20 protein-coding genes and 1 pseudogene are annotated in these 19,259 nt (G+C 50.8%); 5 read left to right on the plus strand and 16 right to left on the minus strand.

Annotated features, from left to right (window positions below):
• Nucleotides 1-62: 62 nt before the first annotated feature.
• Nucleotides 63-380, minus strand: a pseudogene (locus OKC42_RS20055) (Y-family DNA polymerase); the annotation flags it as partial.
• Nucleotides 361-804 carry a LexA family protein gene (locus OKC42_RS20060; RefSeq protein WP_042054095.1) on the minus strand — a complete coding sequence of 148 codons (444 nt, stop codon included), beginning with the start codon at nucleotides 802-804 and terminating at the stop codon, nucleotides 361-363. The gene OKC42_RS20060 and the pseudogene OKC42_RS20055, both read right to left, overlap by 20 nt.
• A gap of 613 nt (nucleotides 805-1,417) precedes the next feature.
• Between OKC42_RS20060 and OKC42_RS20065 the strand changes: the two genes are divergently transcribed.
• The 5 genes from OKC42_RS20065 to mzaE are packed head-to-tail and all read left to right on the plus strand — an operon-like array spanning nucleotide 1,418 to nucleotide 11,091.
• Nucleotides 1,418-3,952, plus strand: coding sequence for a sigma-70 family RNA polymerase sigma factor (locus tag OKC42_RS20065; RefSeq protein WP_080989897.1), 2,535 nt, complete (start codon nucleotides 1,418-1,420; stop codon nucleotides 3,950-3,952).
• Nucleotides 3,949-5,445: an MZA anti-phage system associated ATPase MzaB gene (mzaB, locus tag OKC42_RS20070; protein WP_052815108.1), complete on the plus strand. Its 1,497-nt coding sequence runs from the start codon at nucleotides 3,949-3,951 to the stop codon at nucleotides 5,443-5,445. Before OKC42_RS20065 ends, mzaB begins: the two co-directional genes overlap by 4 nt.
• Nucleotides 5,446-5,459: 14 nt before the next feature.
• Complete coding sequence (gene mzaC, locus OKC42_RS20075; protein ID WP_202904335.1) at nucleotides 5,460-8,306, plus strand: MZA anti-phage system associated Z1 domain-containing protein MzaC; 2,847 nt, start codon at nucleotides 5,460-5,462, stop codon at nucleotides 8,304-8,306.
• Nucleotides 8,290-9,291: an MZA anti-phage system associated PD-(D/E)XK motif protein MzaD gene (mzaD, locus tag OKC42_RS20080; RefSeq protein ID WP_042054099.1), complete on the plus strand. Its 1,002-nt coding sequence runs from the start codon at nucleotides 8,290-8,292 to the stop codon at nucleotides 9,289-9,291. Before mzaC ends, mzaD begins: the two co-directional genes overlap by 17 nt.
• Complete coding sequence (gene mzaE / locus OKC42_RS20085) at nucleotides 9,292-11,091, plus strand: MZA anti-phage system associated AIPR family protein MzaE (protein WP_042054101.1); 1,800 nt, start codon at nucleotides 9,292-9,294, stop codon at nucleotides 11,089-11,091.
• 123 nt (nucleotides 11,092-11,214) lie between these two features.
• Here mzaE and OKC42_RS20090 read toward each other — a convergent pair whose 3' ends face one another.
• The 14 genes from OKC42_RS20090 to OKC42_RS20155 all read right to left on the minus strand — a co-directional run bounded on the left by OKC42_RS20090 (nucleotide 11,215) and on the right by OKC42_RS20155 (nucleotide 19,256).
• Entirely contained in the window at nucleotides 11,215-12,798 is a 1,584-nt protein-coding gene (locus OKC42_RS20090; protein ID WP_074042606.1) for a DNA cytosine methyltransferase, read from the minus strand.
• Between the two features lie 1,183 nt (nucleotides 12,799-13,981).
• Nucleotides 13,982-14,392: a type IV toxin-antitoxin system YeeU family antitoxin gene (locus OKC42_RS20095; protein WP_311731931.1), complete on the minus strand. Its 411-nt coding sequence runs from the start codon at nucleotides 14,390-14,392 to the stop codon at nucleotides 13,982-13,984.
• Nucleotides 14,392-14,706, minus strand: a complete 315-nt coding sequence (locus tag OKC42_RS20100; protein ID WP_042054105.1) for a hypothetical protein — start codon at nucleotides 14,704-14,706, stop codon at nucleotides 14,392-14,394. The genes OKC42_RS20095 and OKC42_RS20100 overlap by 1 nt, the downstream gene beginning before the upstream one ends.
• 84 nt (nucleotides 14,707-14,790) lie before the next feature.
• Nucleotides 14,791-15,147 carry a hypothetical protein gene (locus OKC42_RS20105; RefSeq protein ID WP_052815462.1) on the minus strand — a complete coding sequence of 119 codons (357 nt, stop codon included), beginning with the start codon at nucleotides 15,145-15,147 and terminating at the stop codon, nucleotides 14,791-14,793.
• A gap of 1 nt (nucleotide 15,148) precedes the next feature.
• Nucleotides 15,149-15,691, minus strand: coding sequence for a hypothetical protein (locus OKC42_RS20110; protein WP_052815461.1), 543 nt, complete (start codon nucleotides 15,689-15,691; stop codon nucleotides 15,149-15,151).
• 81 nt (nucleotides 15,692-15,772) lie between these two features.
• A complete protein-coding gene (locus OKC42_RS20115; RefSeq protein ID WP_043170869.1) occupies nucleotides 15,773-16,135 on the minus strand; it encodes a hypothetical protein in 363 nt (120 codons plus the stop codon).
• The gene (locus tag OKC42_RS20120) at nucleotides 16,132-16,347 is read right to left on the minus strand and encodes a hypothetical protein (protein WP_029303599.1); all 216 of its coding nucleotides are present in this window, start codon (nucleotides 16,345-16,347) and stop codon (nucleotides 16,132-16,134) included. The genes OKC42_RS20115 and OKC42_RS20120 overlap by 4 nt, the downstream gene beginning before the upstream one ends.
• Entirely contained in the window at nucleotides 16,347-16,853 is a 507-nt protein-coding gene (locus OKC42_RS20125) for a hypothetical protein (RefSeq protein ID WP_077098445.1), read from the minus strand. The genes OKC42_RS20120 and OKC42_RS20125 overlap by 1 nt, the downstream gene beginning before the upstream one ends.
• Nucleotides 16,854-16,968: 115 nt before the next feature.
• Nucleotides 16,969-17,307: a hypothetical protein gene (locus OKC42_RS20130; protein ID WP_174218935.1), complete on the minus strand. Its 339-nt coding sequence runs from the start codon at nucleotides 17,305-17,307 to the stop codon at nucleotides 16,969-16,971.
• Between the two features lie 24 nt (nucleotides 17,308-17,331).
• A complete protein-coding gene (locus OKC42_RS20135; RefSeq protein WP_077098430.1) occupies nucleotides 17,332-17,523 on the minus strand; it encodes a hypothetical protein in 192 nt (63 codons plus the stop codon).
• Entirely contained in the window at nucleotides 17,520-18,017 is a 498-nt protein-coding gene (gene radC, locus OKC42_RS20140; RefSeq protein WP_042045083.1) for a RadC family protein, read from the minus strand. The genes OKC42_RS20135 and radC overlap by 4 nt, the downstream gene beginning before the upstream one ends.
• Nucleotides 18,018-18,108: 91 nt before the next feature.
• Nucleotides 18,109-18,417 carry a hypothetical protein gene (locus OKC42_RS20145; protein ID WP_201983870.1) on the minus strand — a complete coding sequence of 103 codons (309 nt, stop codon included), beginning with the start codon at nucleotides 18,415-18,417 and terminating at the stop codon, nucleotides 18,109-18,111.
• Nucleotides 18,392-18,820 (minus strand): hypothetical protein, encoded by a 429-nt coding sequence (locus tag OKC42_RS20150; protein ID WP_049636782.1) that lies wholly within the window; start codon nucleotides 18,818-18,820, stop codon nucleotides 18,392-18,394. The genes OKC42_RS20145 and OKC42_RS20150 overlap by 26 nt, the downstream gene beginning before the upstream one ends.
• Before the next feature lie 10 nt (nucleotides 18,821-18,830).
• Nucleotides 18,831-19,256, minus strand: coding sequence for a DUF2787 family protein (locus tag OKC42_RS20155; RefSeq protein ID WP_270820755.1), 426 nt, complete (start codon nucleotides 19,254-19,256; stop codon nucleotides 18,831-18,833).
• Between the last annotated feature and the right edge of the window lie 3 nt (nucleotides 19,257-19,259).

Genomic DNA, 19,259 nt, shown 5'->3' on the forward strand with positions numbered 1-19,259 from the left:
GCCCCTGGGACGCTTAACAATGTCCATAGATAGAACTCAATAGCTTAGGCGTCCGCACTATACAACTTACTCTTATCGATGGAGTAGACCTCAAGCTCGGGGGCCATGGTCTCCAACGTGCTCATCACCCTGCCAGACATATCGCCGTAGAGCGCGTAGTTGGAGCTGAATGCCACACCGCCATGCGCCTCGAACTGCTCGCGGATCTTGAAGTAGGGCCCGGCCATCTTGATACCCATCGCCTTGGCTTCGGGGCTGCGCGACACCACGCATCCATCGTTGTTGGAGAGCACCACGATCGGGCGGCCACGCAGCTCAGGGCGAAACAGCCGCTCACAGCTGGCGTAGAAGTTGTTTACATCAACGAGCGCTATAGCCATCACGCTGCCTCAGATTGCCAATCACATGGGTGACCACTCCGAACAACTCCAAAGAGAGGCTCATACAAGGGTCGATAGGCGCGAACGCCGGATTGGCTGGCAACAGCCGCAACCTCGGCTTGAGCTGCAAGGTCTTTACCGTGAAGCCGCCATCGAGTAGTGCAATCACCACATCACCATGGCGCGGGGTGAGGCTCTTATCGACTACCAGCAAGTCACCGGGAAAGATGCCGACCCCGGTCATGCTCTCCCCCTCGGCACGCAGATAGAAGGTTGCAGCAGGGTGCGACACGCAGTGGGTGTTGAGGTCCAACTTCCCTTCCAGATAGTCGCTGGCAGGGCTGGGAAAGCCACAAGAGGCGCGGTGCAAGAACAACGGGATGGTCACCTCGGCGGGTGATGGGTCTGAGGTTAACAGCTTCATGGCAACAGCACCTGTATTTATATACAGTCATTATAGCGCACCACCTTTGAACCAGCGCAAGTCCCGCATGCCAGTGATGGCGTACCATAGTGCCAATAGATAACAAAAGAATCAGTAATGCAGATGCCACGTTGTTAGTTCCATTCAAGCTACATCGATTTGAGAAGCAACGTCGACATTCGTTTGTTAGTGGTTCATGGCACTAAGCATCGCACTGACCTACAAATTAACTTTTCTGTCAGTAGTGTTAGAAATAATGTTCTAAATCAATGACCTCTAATCGAATTTTTGATTAAATTATTGCATTTGTGACCGACATTTCAGATCACAAAAGGCCTTTTAGGCACATTCATCACAGACCAAATCGTGAGAAAAAGGCTAGGTAAACAGAATGTGTTTACATTGAGTCTGTTATCATGGGCTTTGATAAATAAAATAGGCTGTAACCATGTTGCAATTGGACTTAGCTTTTACCGATGCACGATCCCACAGACTGTATATCAGACCAGCACATAGTTCAGAGTGACAGTCGGTCATAGGCAATCAGATGCCCAACATGAAGTAGTTAGTTCGGTGCTGGCTACTAGATTCACTCCCGCCGAGTAGCTTTATCATGCTTGAAAATCAATCACCCCCCAGAATCAGTGCGATGTTGCGTTTTGCAATCAAATCCGGTGCCAAGGCTGCAGTGGAACTACAGATACGTAACCGCTCCATGCTTGATGCTAGAGATGATCGGGGGAGGACACCGTTGATGCTCGCTGCGGAAAAAGGAAGCCAAGAGTTGTGCGAGCTGTTGCTTGATGCGGGGGCCAATCCAGCACTGGTTAGCAATGAAGGTAAAACAGCATCTAGCATAGCTGCGGAGATGGGTTATGACGTGCTCGGATGCATGCTGCATCGCGCTCAAGATGAACCAGCTGGTTCTTCGTTATTTGAAGTTGTAGTGACGCCTGAAGACATTCATCTGCATGAAATAGTTGGTGATGATAAAGCTGTAGTTCTAGGGGATGAAAGAGCTGCAGAGTCCACATCTTTGGGTTATTTCATGGCCGTCCAAGCCGTATCTCAGACTCACCAAGATGTATTTTCTGCCGGAAGTTCTGGTGTTTCTTCAGCGGATACAGGTCCATCTGATTATGGAGATTCAGGGGATGAAGATATAGAAGGTGATTCCAGTCAGTGGATTGCCTTATCAGATAATCCTGGTAAGGGGGTTACGCCGATCGTTCCGGATGTATTACTGAGCCAGCCAGATGTGATTGGTATAGAACAACAGAGAGTTAATTCCAGTTGGAATGAAGCATCTGATGGTCTAATTGATTTCCCCCCTTCGGAAGATTCTGCATGGGTTGATGCAGATACAAGTGCGCAGTTTGATGATATTGCACAAGCCGGGCCACATGATTTTGTTCTTTTGCACCTTCCTTTTTCAGATGTTCCTGTTACTGAGCTGGAGGAGGAAAATGACTCAGCTCATTTACATGAAGATGATGATTCTGGCTGGAAGGCAGAGGAGGAAGTGGTAACGCCAAAATCAGATGTGTCCCTTCTGATTTCCGTGACGCAAACCCATCGTCGTATATCCAGACACCGTGCTTTGAATACTGACGAATCTTGGGAGGATGTGGAGCTTGAGCTGCCAGAGGTGAAACCTGCAGTCATCCGGGGCTCCGAGGAGCAGGAGTTTCTGAGAGCACTCTTTGTCGAGGGTTTTCAACGTGGGTGGGTCACTTTTGACAAGGTCGCTGAGGCTTGCCAGCTTGATGCGGGCCCTGCTGCTGATGCATTACTTCCCGCTACTCTTCAGATACTTGAAGATTATGGTATCAAGGTTGAAGAAGCCAATCAGGAGAGTTTCACAGCGGAAGGTGTGGTGAATGAGGAGCTTGCGGTTCTGCTGGATGAGGCATTCGAGAGGTTGGAGGCGTACCTAAGTGAATCATTGTCAGAGGTGCATACATTCAATTCAAGCACTCTGAGAACGTATTCGCAGGATGCACGTGCAGTCGGCTTGATTTCCAAAGATGGGGAAATATTGCTTGGGACCCGTATGGACTCCGCCATCAAGGCTCTTGCACGGTATCTGGCTGCCTTGCCCGATAGCGCTTGGGTGGACTGTTTTGAGGATGTGCAGCCGCAACAAGAGGTTAGTGTTGATGAGCTAGATGAGGATGAAGCCGTAGATCTGGAGCAGATCGAGATAACTGATGAAGAAGGTCGTTTTTCCGGAAGCTTTGAAGATTATGTGAATATTTTACGTGCTGGAGACATTTCTGGTAAGACCGATGAAATGATCCCTCGCCCTTCCGCATCGTTACTGGCCGGTTTGATCAAGAAATTGCATCTGTTTGATCCGGAGCTCCAGCCTGAGCTGGCGTTAGAGCATATTCGGATTTTCGAGAAAGCCCGCCATGACCTAGTTAATGCCAATCTGCGACTGGTCATGAGCATTGCCAGCAAATATAGCAATAGCGGCATATACCTAGAAGACCTGATCCAAGAGGGCAATATCGGCCTGATGAAAGCTGCCGAGAAATTTGAAGTTCAACTTGGCTTTAAATTTTCTACTTATGCTACTTGGTGGATTCGTCAGGCCATTACCCGCTGCATTGCTGATCAGCTTCGTTTGGTGCGGGTGCCGGTTCATTTAGTGGAAAAAATCAACAAAGTGCAACGCGGTATTCGTGAGCTGGAGGGAAAATCCCTTGGTGGTGTAAGCGATAGCGAGTTAGCTGTGTCGCTCGATATGAGCGTCAATGAAGTTTGCAAGGTAAAACAAGTTGCCGATCGTGAAGTAATTTTCCTTAGTGGCTTTGATGAAATTGACAGTCCGGAATTACTCGCTGGGAACGAGTCTGATGGTTTCCATTGTGTAGAAAATGACGAACTAGCGAATGCAATCAGAGCTGCTCTATCCGAGTTGTCAGAGCGTGAACATCAGATTATCAAATATCGCTTTGGCATAGGGTTAGGGGATGACTTCACCCTGGAACAGGTCGGCATAATGTTCGATGTCACACGGGAACGGATTCGCCAGATCGAAGCCAAGGCCCTGCGCAAACTGCGCCATCCGAATCGACGTATGGTGCTGGCTATGTTTTGGGATGAAAACGATCTGCATGATGATATTGATGAAGGCCGATGAATATGAAAGTACAGAATATGCGACATGCCCCACCTCGTGCAGCCGCAATGATCGAAGCCTTGCGCGGGTTAGGTTACAACACTGCGACCGCGCTGGCAGACATCATCGATAACAGCATTGCAGCTGGTGCCGCAACAGTTGACTTGCGCTTTGTTTGGAACAATGAGCAGAGCCGGATTGAAATTCAGGACGATGGCCGCGGTATGAGCGCAGCTGAAATCGACAAAGCAATGCGGCTTGGGGAGAGGAGCCCTCTCGATGAGCGCAGTGCAGATGACCTAGGGCGTTTCGGCCTCGGCTTGAAGACTGCCTCGTTTTCACAGTGCCGTTGCCTGACCGTGGCTGCTTGTGGGCCGGATGGTTTGCAATGCCTGCGCTGGGATCTAGATGTGCTTGCCGCTGGAAAGAATGATGGTTGGTACTTGCTTGAAGGTCCAGCTGAAGGTTCAGAAGGATATTTGGCTCCTCTCAAGAACGCTGGGCGGGGGACTCTCGTTCTGTGGGAGGCGATGGATCGCATTGTGACTAAAGGAGTTGGAGAGCAAGAGTTTCTGGATCTGATCGATGCGGTAGACCGGCACCTTGGCATGGTTTTTCATCGTTATCTGGAGCATCCCCGACGTTTGTTGTTGCGTATCAATGGTCAGCCGGTGAAACCATGGGACCCGTTCCTTGTGGGGCATCCTGGCAAACCATGGCAATCACCTTCCGTATCACCGCCAGGAAATGCAGCAGTCAAGCTGCAATGCAATGTGTTACCGCATAAGGATAAGTTATCACCGTCCGAGTTCGAGACTGCAGAAGGACCTGACGGCTGGACGGCGCAGCAAGGGTTCTATGTCTATCGCAATGAGCGTCTTCTGGTTGCAGGCAGCTGGCTGGGGCTTGGCCAAGGGCGATCGTGGACAAAAGACGAGGCCCACCGTCTGGCGCGTATTCGCCTTGATATTCCTAACACAGCTGATGCCGACTGGAAAATCGATATTCGCAAGTCTACGGCTAGGCCCCCCGTTGCATTGCGAAGCTGGTTGATTGGATATGCCGAAGATACACGTTCCAGAGCCCGCAAAGCATTCGTGCATCGCGGAGTCGCACCGAAAATGCCTGGGGGGGGTGAGGTTGCACAATCTTGGAAAGCAGAGCACTTTGCTGGCGGTATGCGTTACCGGATTGATACGGACCATCCGGTGGTCCGTTCGGTATTGGATGATGCCGGTGTTTTGCTGCCTCAGATAAAGGCCATGCTGCGCGTCTTGGAAGAAACAGTTCCAGTCCAGCGAATCTGGCTGGACACCGCCGAGAATAAAGAGGCTCCGTGCACCGGCTTTGCCGGGGAGCCACCCGCAGAAGTGAAATCGGTGCTCGAGGTGCTTTATCGAAATATGGTAGGCGTGAAAGGTATGTCCTCGAGCATGGCGCGCGAACGGCTATCGAGAAGCGAGCCGTTCAATCAATATCCAGAGCTAGTTGCCAGCTTGCCTGAACAGCTATAAACAAGGAATGCCGTGTGTCTTTAATAGGTGAAGCAAACAAGATCAGTGTGGTCAAAATCGTTCAGGAATTGCTGCTGGCAGAGGATGCTCAGTCTATTCCTCACAGTTTGATCTCTGAAAAAATAAACCTCGTGCTCGCGCTGAATCCTCGTTGGACTGAAGATCTGGATCGTGAGTCCGTTATTAACGAGCTGATCCGCCGCCATAGCGAATGGGTTGGGACGGGGGGCATGCTCGGTGATGAGTCGGATCACGTTGCTTGGCTGACCGCACAACGTAAGAAGGAATGGCGTTACTGGCAGCGTTATCGTGAAATGCAGGAGACACGACTATCAGCAAATGCGGTTGCCAATCTGGATGAAACATCCGATCAGGTGTTGTCAATGCTGGAGGACCCTTGCCGCGAAGGTGCTTGGGATCGCCGAGGTCTCGTAGTCGGTCATGTGCAATCAGGAAAAACGGGCAACTATACCGGGTTAATCTGCAAGGCGGCCGATGCTGGTTACAAGGTCATCATTGTTCTGGCTGGAATGCACAACAATTTGCGCTCTCAAACTCAGATGCGTCTTGATGAGGGGTTTCTGGGATATGAGACACACTCTTCCAGTAACGAACCCCGGCCGATCGGTGTCGGTCTGATTGACCGGGATCCTGCGATTCGCCCGCACTACGCAACAACACGTTCCGAAAAAGGTGACTTCAGCATGGCCGCCGCGAAGAATCTCGGGATTTCTCCGGAAGAGCGACCGTGGTTGTTTGTTGTCAAGAAGAATAAGAAAGTCCTTGAACGTCTGCACAAGTGGATCGTCAATCATGTAGCCAACACCGTCGAGGCAGAGTCCGGTCGCAAGATCGTGACACATCTTCCCTTGCTGGTCATCGATGATGAGGCAGACAATGCTTCTGTTGATACGGGTGAACAAATTTTTGGCGAGAATGGACTGCCTGACGAGGAGCATCAGCCTAAAGCCATTAATGGACTTATTCGTAAGATATTGCACGCTTTCCAGCGTAAGGCCTATGTTGGCTATACAGCTACGCCGTTTGCGAACATTTTCATTCATGAGCGAAATGCCACCCCGAAAGAAGGGCCAGATCTCTTTCCGGCCGCATTCATTGTCAATCTCGGCGCACCATCCAGTTACGTCGGGCCAACTCGCCTGTTTGGTATCAACAACGGTGGAACTCGTGCGGATGCATTGCCTCTTGTACGCAAGGTTGATGACCACTGTTCTGACGATGGCAAGGCCGGCTGGATGCCGATATCTCACAAGAATGGACACAATCCCAAGATCGACAATGAATTTGGTATGCCCGAGTCATTGGTAAAGGCGATAGATTCATTTGTACTTACGTGTGCATTGAGAAAACTGCGGGGACAGGGAGATTCCCATAGCTCAATGCTTATTCACGTAACAAGATTTAATCAGACTCAGGCGGCGGTACATGCTGTAGTAGATCAGTATATTCGACAGCAGTTGCAACGAGTAGAGCGACAAATAGGACATGAAGGATTTTTGGGGCGCCTTGCCGAACTCTGGCATAAGGACTTCTTGCCTGTTTCCACCGAATTGCATGCACAAATACCTGATATGGTCAGCCGGTACGATTTTTCGTGGGAACAAGTTGTTGAGCAAATACCGGATATTGTTTCGGAACTTTCTGTGCGGATGATCAATGGTACGGCCAAGGATGCACTGGATTACGCTGATTCTGGCAAGGGGCTCAAGGTTATTGCTATTGGTGGTGATAAGCTCGCGCGGGGGCTCACCTTGGAGGGGCTATGTGTAAGCTATTTCCTGCGTGCATCAAAAATGTATGACACTTTGATGCAAATGGGAAGGTGGTTTGGTTATCGGCCTGGTTACCTTGATCTTTGCCGTCTCTATACGACAGCGGATCTGGTCGAGTGGTTTGAGCATATTGCCGATGCCTCAGAAGAGCTGCGTGAAGAATTCGACATGATGGTTGCCAGTGGTGGGACACCACGTGATTACGGTCTCAAGGTCGTATCGCATCCTGTACTGATGGTGACTTCTCCCTTGAAAATGCGATCCGCCAAGACATTGCGACTTTCCTTTAGTGGGCATGTGGTCGAAACAGTGTCAATGCACAAAGAGTCTGCGATTGTTCGTGCAAACTTCGATTCGTTCCATAGTTTTGTTTCTGTGATCGGAAAGCCTTCAACCATACCGGAGAGGAAACGTGGGGATGGACGCGATCGCTGGACCGGAGCGTATTGGTCAAATGTATCCCATGCTGAGGTGACGTCGTTTCTTGCCGGTTATACAACTCACCCTAGCGCGTACAAGGTGAACAGCCAGATGCTGTGTGAGTTCATCGACTCAATGGCGCTTGATGGTTATCTGCTGAACTGGAACGTGGCTGTAGTTGGCGGAAGCATTGACAAGGGCGCTTGGCAGATCGAAGACCTTGTTGTACCGCTAACCCAACGGGCTAATCGACAGCAGGCCGCCGGTCGCTACGCAATTGGTCGACTGCTGTCTCCGCGAGATGAGGCGCTGGATCTTGACGAAGTTGCTTGGCTTGCTGCGCTCGATGAAACGAAAAGACTCTGGCATGCCGACCCCGCCAGACCGGATGGCAAGAAGGAACCTGTGACTCCAAATGGGCCAGCCCTGAGAAAGATACGTGGATTCGGTGCAGAGAGAATTCCTGCCTCCCCAGAAACGGGATTATTGCTGATTTATTTGCTGAATCCAGTGGATGCAGGTTTACCTGAGGGTCATGAGCCTGTCGTGGCATTCGGGATCAGTTTTCCCAGCAACAACAGTGGGATAAAGGTCGACTACAAGGTCGGACATATTTTCTGGGAGCAAGAATTTGGATCTGCTGAGTAAGGAAGACATCCTCGGGACATGGCGCGCGTTATCAGGTGTGTCGAACGAGGACGTATGGAGAACGATTTTGCTTGTGCCGGAAGGTGTGTGTACTTTGCGAGCTGGTCGTTGTTTTCCTGGGAATGAGGAAGGTTTGTTAGTCCGGTTTGGCAATGGATATATTGGTTCATTACATGGACTACCTGCGGCCACTGGATTCACGGTCAAAAAAATTAAGCTAGGGAATAATAATGAAGAGTGGTTGGCATTGGTACGCCAGCCAGGAGGAAACCTTGATCTGTTTGCAACGGTCGTGACAGATCTTGTTGCAGTTTTGTTGGGTAGCTCAATTCTAGATGGGCGCCAACTATTGAATATATTCATGAAGCGTTTGCGTGCGTGGATGAGCTTCATGAAGAAAGGAGCTACCATGCTCGGCCCCGAAGCGGAGTTGGGTCTAGTTGGTGAATTACAGTGCATGTCCACATTGCTAGCTGCAGGCTGCTCGGCTGAAAGTGTTGTGGAAGGCTGGACTGGCCCGATGGATGGCTTGCAAGATTTTCAGCTTGGACATGGGGCTATTGAAGTCAAAAGCACATTGGCAAAAGACGGATTTTCCGCCTCTATTCTGTCGCTTGAGCAGTTAGATGACAGTGTTCGCAAACCTCTGTTTCTTTGTGCTTGCCGATTTTCAGTTGATCCGTCAGGGGTTTCTCTACCTGTTCGTATTGCATCGTTAAAAGAGCAGATGGATGAGGCCACAGCAGTTGTTTTCGGTTTTGCCTTACTGCATGCGGGGTACCTCGATGCGCACGCCGATTTGTATACAAGACAGTTTGTCGAAGTGAGTACACGTTACATGCTTATCGATGAAACTTTTCCGAGGCTTACTGGCGGGAATGTTCCGGTTGGTGTGGTCCGTGCAAAGTATGAGATAGAGCTGGATGCGATTGATGCTAAAGAGTGCCTAGCTGACGCAGCAATTGAAATGATTGGGATGAATTGAATGGAATTGGTTGATTTTTTGCGTCAAACGCAACAACAGGTTCGTGATGAAACTGTCGAAAGAGGGATTGAGGGCGGAGAAGCAGCATTCCCGGAGCTACTTTTTACTGAGATCGTTACAAGACATATGGCCGATATCGGGATGACTTTTGATCCTGAAGTGTGTGCATACGATGCCAGAGTTGGAAGTGGATTAGGTTCAGGAAATGTGAGGTTGAGTGGTTTCGCTGTTTCTGAAGACAATGAACAGCTAGATCTGTATGTGAGCGACTACGAAGGCCTAGATGAAATTGTCGACATTCCTAATGCCGAAGCACAGAAAGCAGCCGAACAATGCCTGCGCTTTCTTTCGATGTGTGTGGAGGGCAAACTAGCCAAGGAAATGGACGAGTCCCATCCGGCATATGCCCTAGTGCTCACAATTAAGCAGGTTTATCCTGACCTTGAGCAGATCCGAGTCTTTGTTTTGACCGACAGGCGTGCAAAAGTTCGTACATATCAACCGCGTACAATATCCGGTAAGGTTGTAAAGCTTGAAGTTATGGATATCCAGCGTTTGTTTAATCACTGGCAGGAGGGGCGTCCACGAGATGAACTCATTGTCAATTTCCAAGATATATCTGGCGGCCCTCTGCCCTGTATCTGGGTTCCGGACCAGATGGGGGAATATGATTATGCAATGACAGCTATTCCCGGTGAAGCCCTACGATTTTTGTATGAAAAATATGGTGCACGTATTCTTGAAGCCAATGTCCGTTCGTTTCTGAGCCAAGTTGGCGGGGTCAATAAAGGGATTGCAGAGACTTTACGCAAGCAGCCTGAACGGTTTATGGCCTACAACAATGGGGTTGTCATTATTGCTGATGAGGCCAGCTTGGGACGTACCGAGGATGGCAGCCTCGGTATTTTCGGGCTTAAAGGCATGCAGATCGTGAATGGTGGTCAGACGACAGCATCGATGTTCTTCACGAAGAAAAAATTTCCAGATATTAATCTCTCTCAGGTCAGAGTTCCCGCTAAAATCATCGTGTTGAAAAATGTAGGTTCAGAGCAGGAAGAACGTCTGATTTCAGATATATCACGCTATGCCAATAGTCAGAATAAAGTTCAACTGTCTGATTTGTCTGCAAATATGCCTTATCACGTAGAGCTCGAAAAACTAGCTATGGCTACATATTGCCCTGATGGCGTTAGTCGGTGGTTCTACGAGCGGGCCACAGGCAGCTACAAAGTGATGCTTGAACGTGAAGGTAAAACACCAGCTGGTATCAAGCGTATACAGGAAGGTATACCATCAACTCGCAAGATTACTAAAACGGATCTTGCAAAATATCAAAGTGCTTGGATGCAGCGACCAGACTTGGTGAGTCTAGGAGGCCAAAAGAACTTCAAAGCGTTCATGGATATTATTAATGCAGCTGGCGAGGCTAGGGGGCTGACTGATGTTGCTGAGTATAAGAGCATCATTGCTCAAGTCATTTTATTCAAGGAAGCGCAGCGTAGAATACGCCCACGCTTTGCAGCATTCCAAGCGAACGTGATTGCATATACAGTCTCTCTTGTGTCCCTGAAGCTTGGTGAGCGTCTGAGTCTGGAGCGTATTTGGTCCACCCAGACTGTATCGCCGCAACTTCTCGAGCAGATTGAAATATGGTCAGACGAGGTGAATGCACAGCTTCATGCGACTGCAAACGGGCGAATGATTTCAGAGTGGGCGAAGCGGCCTGAATGTAGGGAGATTATGTTCTCTCGTCCATTTTCTCAGCCAAGAGTAGATATTCCAGAATTAAATTGCTCCTAATATTTAACATCGCATAGGTTAATTAAATTTATCGTATTAATCCTTACACTATGGCTTGGGCTTACCAAGCCATAGTGTTATGGTTTCTTATATACTTCTGACACAGATAAGACATCTAAGATATCAGCTTCTATAAGTAGAAGATTTTTGCAAAATGTCTAACACCAAACGAGCTATTTTGTTTGCTAATAGGGGCGGCACTGCATTACCCACTTGATGATATTGCTGAGTTCGTCCACCTTGGAAAAAATAATTATCAGGAAAGGTTTGCAAACGAGCAGCTTCTCTTACTGTGAGGCTGCGACACTGTGTCGGATCAGGATGAATGAAGTAATGCCCATCTTTAGATATATGACTTGTAATTGTTGTAGAAGGTGCATTAGAAAGTTGAACTCGGAACCGATCCGAAAAATGCCCACTTTCCCAATTCTTGTGCGCTGGAGCTAAGGAGTCAAGACAAAATTCTTTGTGCCCCTTTGGCGATCTTCCTTCTATTTTAGCAAAACATGCAGCAAATCCGTATCGAATCAAATCATCAATTCTATGACCTCTGGTTTCGTGGTTCAGCCAAACTTTAAGTCGGTCATCATTGAACCATTTGTCAAGTTCACTAATACCAGTGGTACCTTCATTTTTCTCTCTTGGATATTGGAGAGAGCCTGTATCAACGTTCTGAAGAAAATCAGCTGTTTTACGAATATTATCTATCAGCTCTGAAGTGAGTTTGGACTCTTTAATTGCATTGTTTGCAAGCAGTTTTAATCCTTCTCGGATTTTTTGTTCCCATGCAGCAGCAGAGTCCTCTTCTCGACTTAATTTACTGCGTAATGGAGGCAGATTACCAATAGCATTATTAACTGTAATCCGACTCTCTTTGTTTAGCTTAGGTAAATTATGGCTGAAACGATCGTCTCTGATACCGAGTAGAATTACTCTATGACGAGCCTGAGGTATTCCATAGTCTTCGGAGCGAATAATGAAATTAGTTGCATCTATTTTTTGTGGATCATCACCATCCATGAATATTTCATCATTGACAAGAGATACGATATTATATCGTAAGCCATTATCTTTTTTATCCAATGCCATGCTAGGATTTGCAAGATCTCTTAGAATTTGATGAAAAATTAAACCGCCATTTATTTTTGATGAAAGAATACCCTTCACGTTCTCCATGACAAAAATATCTGGTTTATTATTTTTTATGATTCTTAAATACTCCAAGTATAGGAAGTGCCTAGAATCATCTTCGGGTATATAGTTAGAGTTACCTTTATTTCTCGAGCGCCCAGCAAGAGAATATGCTTGACATGGAGGTCCGCCAATGAGAACCCATGGTAAATCCTTATTGCCTAATGCAGTTGTAATTGCAGAGTCAAGGGCTGCATTCCCCTTATCACTACCGATAGCAATACACATCGCTTCATGATTTGCTCGCTCCCAATACTCATAGGTTCTCTCAGTGAAAGGATTAGGTGATTTCCCATTGCAAAACTGATAGTAATCTGATAGTCCATCAGGAAAATTGCTTTTGAGTAATCGATAGTAAGCCCTGAGTCTTAGAGTCTGGTGAGCAACAGGATCCTTCTCTGCAGAGACCATAATCTGGAAGGAAGAACCTTCGTTAAGTGAAGAGAATCCTTCGCCTAGTCCTCCTGGACCAGCAAATAAATCGATAATTGGGATCGGTGATAAAACGGTGTTCATGGTCTAATACTGTGTTTTTGATCAGCTAACAAAGATACCAGGAAGATGCGTGAACGGGAAGCCAAAGCGTGGCTCTTGTCGATAAAAAGCCTTGTGTAAGGCTCATGGCGGGGGCTGGTAGCATCGGATGTATGCCGGAGAAGGCTGTTCAATCGGTTCCTTATGATACATGGCGTCGGTGCCATGACCTTATGAAGGCTTTCTTGGTACAACATCGCTATGACTTGCTTACTACCGAGTGTTAAATTATCTATCTGAGCTAAGCTGGTAGGTATTCGCCCAGCTTGATGTATATTGGGGGCTTTACATCGTTGCTTTCGCCATGTTTTCGCACGATTAATTTGGAAGATTGATAGCAACTTGGAATTTATTGTGAATTTATTGTAATGGTTACGCATTTATAATATCTTTGAAAATTCCATCTGTATGAAAAAACATGTTGTTTTTAGAAAGAAATTTTTAGGATGTGGATGGAATAATTTATAACATCTGTTAACCCCCCTGAATATAATATGCTTTCATGGCGGTCTTCGTTTTTATAATAGAAATCAATAACTTCATAGCATTCTCTGTCCTCATTTTCAAAGATAACGGTCCCATTGTTTATACTTCCATTTATTAACCATGTCTGGAATATCCAATCAGCAGATAAACCGACCATAGGAAATTTTTGGTTTAGCATGTCAATTTTATTAGTGTTGCCCATTTTATATCCCTTTGATATTGACTTATACTTTAATATGTTTAATCCGTAATGAAGGCGAAGAAGGGTTATGACCTCTATCGCACTTACAATTCCTACTGTAACAAATATTCATCGATAATAACCGTACTCTTTGCCTATGTCTGGAGATCAGTCTGGCTGGCGATCGTCAACAGCTCATCTTCGTTAACCAGAGCGGTGAGGAGATAGGTGCCGGGGTGCTCCCCGGCGATCAGTTTGTGATGCAACATGATGGTGCTACATACGCCATCGCCCCACCGCGTGGGGTGCGGCAGGGTTGGAGAGGTATTTAGTGAAGGGGAAAACGCTGGGTTAGTTGGTTGTGTTCAAGCTGTCAGAGTTTTCTTGGCGTAGTTAGTCAGAGGCATGTGGTAATAGGTGATCAGCAGTTCTCTTAGTTGGGTGAGTCAGAAGTGAATCATAACCACGGTGTTAATGTGGCCACCAGTGGGAATGCGATCACGCCTTGGCGCAGTGCGTGATGTCCGCACTTATTGCGTGATAAATCGCGATGTAGACATAGCCGTGACTGCCAAGGGTATCGGCTTCGCAGGTAAAGCAGCTGTGCTGGATAGTGATGCAGTGCTGACGTTGGGCATCCAGTTCGCCGGTCAGCAGCTTGGCTTCCAGAGCTTTGATGATCTCCGGGAAAGCCAGGTCGAGCTTGGCTATCTGCGCCTCACTCCATTCACCTATCAGACTGGCCCGATCGGATAGAATATCGAGCCGGTAGCGACTCTGTATCAGACGAGCACCAAAGCGTGGCGAGATATCACGCGGCAGACCCCAGCAAATGCTGGGGAGCGGTGTGAGAGCTGGGGCCTCAGGTTGCTGTGTAGCAGAGCATGTGGGATGGGTTGTGGTCATCATTAGCGATACCTCAGTTGAATGTCGATGCGGGTGCCAGGCACGTTGTGGCGCTGGCGTAGTCTGGTCAGGTGTCCAGGGAGGTCGGTCAGGCTGGCTAGTCGTCCCCGGTAAAGCCGGGAGAGATTGATGTAGTTGGGATGGCTCACGGTGATGGTCACCTGATGCCCCGGCTGCCAGCGGCCAAACAGACGGGCTTTGGCCTCTTTGATGGTGGTGATGCCGGGAACGGGTAACGTCTGCCGGTTGCGCAGATGCAGTTTGTTAAGCTCGGGGGCATAGCGATGCACCTCGAGCCCGGTGATAAGACGGGTCATGTTCGGTGACTCCAATCATGCCAAGGGCCAGCCTGTGAGGGCTGGCCCTTTATGCTGTTTGTGGATGAGCGAGATTCAGGGGCGTCAACGAGCGCAGTCAGCTGTCTCATTGATAACCGGCTTGCAGTTGAGTCGGTCCAGCAGGTGCAGCGAGCCGTATTGAGCCACGAGCCGGTCTATGGCCATCTGGGCACAGGCTGTTCTGCTGGGCTTATTCTCAGGTATGGCGTAACGCGCGGTGAGCCAGCCGCCGAGCAGGGCTATGCGATAGCCACTCGGGATATGGGTGAGTGAGGTGCCGATGCCCCTCCCGTGAATGAGGAAGGGCACGGCTTGGCCACCGATGTCGATATCCATGCGCTGGCCCTTGAGTTCGAAGGTGGTGAGCTCGCCGGTTTGCGGATGTTTGCCTGGCACCCGGATGGTGATGTTTTTCGCCATGTCACACCTCCGGTTTGGCTTCAAAGTGGTGGGTCACAACGCCCGCCTTCGGGTCGATGCTGATAAACGCCGGGGCTTGTGGGTAGTACTGGTAGAGCCGCGCCAGCTCGGCACGAAACGCCTCGACGTTTGGCGCAATCACATGGCTGGTATCCCCTTCGGCGTAGGTAAAGGTCTCCAGCTTCTCGGTGTTAATCCAGATGCCGAAATACCACGCGTCATCCTCGGTATCGTATTGCTGCCAACCTTGAGCCAGTAGCGTGCGGTCGTAGTAGTAACGGTCAGCCTGATGGCTGCCCCGGTCGATGCGGCAACCCGTTACGGTGAGCTCGAACGGGATACGCCCCGCCTTGCGGGCTTTCTTGACCCGGCGCAGCAGTTTGAGGGCTTTGGCTCTACTACGGCCATTACCGAGTGGTTGCGGCTGCCTGGCCCGCAATCCCAGGTGGGTCATTATCTTCGGCGCGGTGTTGTGGTTGAGCTGACCGATGGCAGTGGTGATCTGCCGAGCGGTCAGGGTCTTGTAATCACGCAGGTCGTGCATGGTTGGGCTTCCTTCAAATGCAAACAGCCCCTCGGAGTGAGGGGCTGTATGGGAGCATGGGTGTGTGCTGGTGGCCGTGGCTCAGGTGTGACTACTCCAATCCGGCTTGTCATTACTACCGTGGTTGACGTAGGCCCCGACAATTACCCGTTGCCACTCACCGACCGGCTGACCCGCTGCATTACAGGCGCAGCGAAAGCGGGCGAAGTTAATCTCTCGTGGCAGGTGCTCACGCATATCCCGTGGACTGACAAAGAGCGTGGTCTTGTGCAACACAGGGTTGGGGGCCACCAGCGGGCCACCAATACGTCGCCCCTCCACATCGTGGGCATAGGCAAAGCCCGGCAGCATCAACTGCTGACTGATGAGCTTGGCAAGCCCTGAGTGAGCACACATGGCCTCCGCTACGGAGGCCTGGCTAAAGCTGTCGTTGAATTCGATCATGGGTGTTTCTCCTTTTCCTCCGGTGAACGGTAAGCAGCTGCCAGCAGCGCAAACTGTTCGACCAGATAGCTGATACTGATGCCCAGTTCATCGCTCACCCCATCCCCTAGACGGTGATGCAGGTGTGCCATGTCATCGGCGACACGTTGGGCTAGGTGGGCCATTGAACTCGGTGGCGAGCTTGCCACTGTCAGGGTGATGTAGAGATCCATCACATCTCTCCCCAGGGTGCTTGCTCCCACAGTGACAGCCGGGTCAGCACGTCTTGCGCCAGCGCCTGCTGCAACTGCTGTATTACCTTCACCAGCCGTGGGGCCTGCTCAGGACTCCCGCTCCATTCGCTCGACTGGTACAGGGCGCAGCAGGTGAATTTGTAGAGGGCTACCAGTTCGGCATCGGTGAGTGGTGCCTGGTGGTAACGATGGGCAGGTTTAAGCGGCCCCAGCTTGTTCGAGCGGTGCTGATGTGGTTCCTTGTGGCCCTGCTGACGCCCAAGCTGATAGCGATGCCAAACAGCACGGCGATTGGCGAGCATCATCAACCGTACCAGCCGGTCAACCCGCCACGTCCAGGTGCTGGTCGTGTCTGCTGGCGGCTGCCACCAGAGGGTGCGCAGTAGCTCCAGGGTGTAGTGCGGTGGCATGGGGGCATTGCAAAAGCGATGTAGCTGCACGGCAAAGGCTAGGTAATCCTTGCGGTCAATCATGAAGGCAGACATTGAGTGACTCCTTGAAATGAACAAGGCCACCTGTAGTGAGGTGGCCTTGCTGGGGGGATCGGAATATCCGGATCATGGTGTTGGCGCGGATGATCCGGGTTTGGGGATGCTGGCGTTATTCGTGCGCCTGCTCTGCGTCTGGGTAAGCCGCATCAAACAGGATGGCGTAGAGCGCACAATCAATGCCGTTGACGGCATCGTGATGCAGGTAATAGGGCGGTGCGTCTCGGGAGCACTCGAAGTAGTCGCCAAAGCAGCTGAGGCATTCGCGGATCTCGATGGTGGATCCCCGCAGCAAGGCCTCTTCAAGCTGCCTGGCATAACCCTCGTCATCACGCGCCTTGGTGACGGCTTTTTCCAGTAATGCCAGCGCCTCCTCGTTGCAGGCAGTAGCCAGACGATGGCGCAGCTTGCTCAGGGTTTCCTCAAGGGAATAGGGGTTAGGTAATCGCATCGCTCATTTCTCTTTTGGAACGGACTAATGGCGCAGCTGATGCAGCAGCGCATCAATAGCCTCGATACTATCGGCCTGGGTGAGCAGGGAGCCGTTAGGCAGGTGAGCCACGATGGCGGGCTCGGTCTGCATCTCGACGTTGTCTGCCAGCCAACAGCGCAACTCGATGAGGATATCGAGGGCGGTGAGGTGGGTTTTGCCTGGGGTCTGGTTCATAGCTGACCTCTTTCGGCCATCGAGACTAAGCCCTCAGCACCGACCACCAGATGGTCAAGCAATCGCACATCGACCAGCGCCAAGGCTTCTTTGAGGGCCTGGGTAAAGACCCTGTCAGATTGACTGGGTTCCGGGTCACCGCTGGGGTGATTGTGCACCGCGATGATGGCCCCACTGTTGAGCAGTATGGCCCGCTTGACCACTTCCCGTGGGTAGATACTGGCGCTGTCCAAGGTGCCGCGAAACAGCTCCTCAAAGGCCAGTACACGATGTTGGGAGTCGAGGAACAGTGCACCAAACACTTCGTGCTCCCGGTCCTGCAGCAGGGTCTGCAGCCGCTCAGCGGCCTCTGTGGTACTGGTGATGGCGGAGCCTTTGGCAAGACGCTTGCGAGCAATCTGATTGGCGATACGCAACAGGTCTTGCTCGGTCACGGGTTCGGTGACGACATAGGTGCCGGGGCATTCCCCGGCTTTCAGCTTGTGGTAACGCATAGTGGAATTCTCCAAATAAACAAAACCCCGACACGCATGAAGCATGTCGGGGTTAAAGGTAGAGCGGTTGTTGGTTCACTTTGAGGGGTGTTCAGTTGGCCTTGGTGGCGGCGTCTGCTCCTGCTCCGGCTGTAGGGGCACGCTTCACCGGCATCAGCGCTCCGGGGACCAGTACGTTGAGCGGGATAGCGAGTGCAATACTCAGCCGTTCCGCTAGTTCATAGGCGGGACCAATGGTGTCGTAGTCAGCTACCCAGGTCGCCAGGGCAAGACCGCTGGCCTCCATCGCTCGCAGGTAGACGCTGTAGCCCTGAACCGCCAGGCTACTGCCGCGCACCACCTGAGTTTCCCCCTCTCGATTGATGGCTTCCAGCTCAACGGCTATCGGTTGTTTGGACATCGTGTGTCTCCTCTTGCGGTAAGGGGTCACTCTCCACGCGATAACCGTGATTAGTGCAGGTACGCTGCAGGTCAGCCAGGAAACTTGCCAACACACGGGGTTGCTCGGTGAGAGAAACCGGTCCTGCCTGGCTGCGCCAAAAACAGTGACGAGTGGGGTCCACGCAAATTTCATCTATCGGCTGGCTCATCGTGCGCCAATCCTCGGCATTGGTGAGGGAGAGCAGTTGCCACTGCACCCCAGACCAGCGCAGGTGCAGCGTAACGGTGCGGGCATGGGGGCTATCAGGAGTGATGTGTAGTAACCAGCGCTGGCCACGGTGGCGCGGTTGTATCTTGGCCTTGGCGGCGACCAGTCCCAGCCACTGGCGCGAGGTGTGGGAGAGCGGCAGTTCGTTAGTCATCACACACCTCCTACTCCCCGCTGACCGTGACGGTGAAATATCCCAACTGGGCGTAGCTAATGAAATTGCTCTGCCACAGGGCGAACAGTTCCCGCGCTTCCACGCAGGGCAGTGGTCTCCAGCCCTGCAGATAGTGCTCGTCGCAAGAGAGGTTGAAGTCGAGCTCCTTGCAGAGCTCGGCATCCTGGCCCAGTCCCTGATAACTGAAGTCGGTGATGTAATCGAAGACCCAGCCGTGCAATCCCCGAATAAGCCGCAGCTCTACCGGATGGACGCCACCCGTCTCGGCACTGTAGCCGGGGCTGCGAAAGTTGAAGGTCAGGGTCGAGAGGTCGGTGAGGTCGAACTGTTGTTCCCGCACGACTTTGCGCAGTAAGTCAGGCAGCTCGGGCGAAATCGGCAGGGCCATCCCTGCCAAGTGAAATGGCATGGTCATCTT

The sequence above is a fragment of the Aeromonas sp. Y311-2 genome, assembly GCF_027706025.1.
GTDB lineage: Bacteria > Pseudomonadota > Gammaproteobacteria > Enterobacterales > Aeromonadaceae > Aeromonas > Aeromonas veronii.

Coding starts and splice junctions, on each gene's coding strand:
- OKC42_RS20105 (WP_052815462.1), bottom strand. CDS start 15,147: ATGGCGAAAAACATCACCATCCGGGTGCCAGGCAAACATCCGCAAACC.
- OKC42_RS20060 (WP_042054095.1), bottom strand. CDS start 804: ATGAAGCTGTTAACCTCAGACCCATCACCCGCCGAGGTGACCATCCCG.
- OKC42_RS20145 (WP_201983870.1), bottom strand. CDS start 18,417: ATGTCCAAACAACCGATAGCCGTTGAGCTGGAAGCCATCAATCGAGAG.
- OKC42_RS20110 (WP_052815461.1), bottom strand. CDS start 15,691: ATGCACGACCTGCGTGATTACAAGACCCTGACCGCTCGGCAGATCACC.
- mzaE (WP_042054101.1), top strand. CDS start 9,292: ATGGAATTGGTTGATTTTTTGCGTCAAACGCAACAACAGGTTCGTGAT.
- mzaB (WP_052815108.1), top strand. CDS start 3,949: ATGAATATGAAAGTACAGAATATGCGACATGCCCCACCTCGTGCAGCC.
- OKC42_RS20155 (WP_270820755.1), bottom strand. CDS start 19,256: ATGACCATGCCATTTCACTTGGCAGGGATGGCCCTGCCGATTTCGCCC.
- OKC42_RS20125 (WP_077098445.1), bottom strand. CDS start 16,853: ATGTCTGCCTTCATGATTGACCGCAAGGATTACCTAGCCTTTGCCGTG.
- OKC42_RS20090 (WP_074042606.1), bottom strand. CDS start 12,798: ATGAACACCGTTTTATCACCGATCCCAATTATCGATTTATTTGCTGGT.
- OKC42_RS20120 (WP_029303599.1), bottom strand. CDS start 16,347: ATGGATCTCTACATCACCCTGACAGTGGCAAGCTCGCCACCGAGTTCA.
- OKC42_RS20115 (WP_043170869.1), bottom strand. CDS start 16,135: ATGATCGAATTCAACGACAGCTTTAGCCAGGCCTCCGTAGCGGAGGCC.
- OKC42_RS20100 (WP_042054105.1), bottom strand. CDS start 14,706: ATGACCCGTCTTATCACCGGGCTCGAGGTGCATCGCTATGCCCCCGAG.
- OKC42_RS20065 (WP_080989897.1), top strand. CDS start 1,418: ATGCTTGAAAATCAATCACCCCCCAGAATCAGTGCGATGTTGCGTTTT.
- OKC42_RS20130 (WP_174218935.1), bottom strand. CDS start 17,307: ATGCGATTACCTAACCCCTATTCCCTTGAGGAAACCCTGAGCAAGCTG.
- radC (WP_042045083.1), bottom strand. CDS start 18,017: ATGCGTTACCACAAGCTGAAAGCCGGGGAATGCCCCGGCACCTATGTC.
- OKC42_RS20135 (WP_077098430.1), bottom strand. CDS start 17,523: ATGAACCAGACCCCAGGCAAAACCCACCTCACCGCCCTCGATATCCTC.
- OKC42_RS20150 (WP_049636782.1), bottom strand. CDS start 18,820: ATGACTAACGAACTGCCGCTCTCCCACACCTCGCGCCAGTGGCTGGGA.
- OKC42_RS20095 (WP_311731931.1), bottom strand. CDS start 14,392: ATGATGACCACAACCCATCCCACATGCTCTGCTACACAGCAACCTGAG.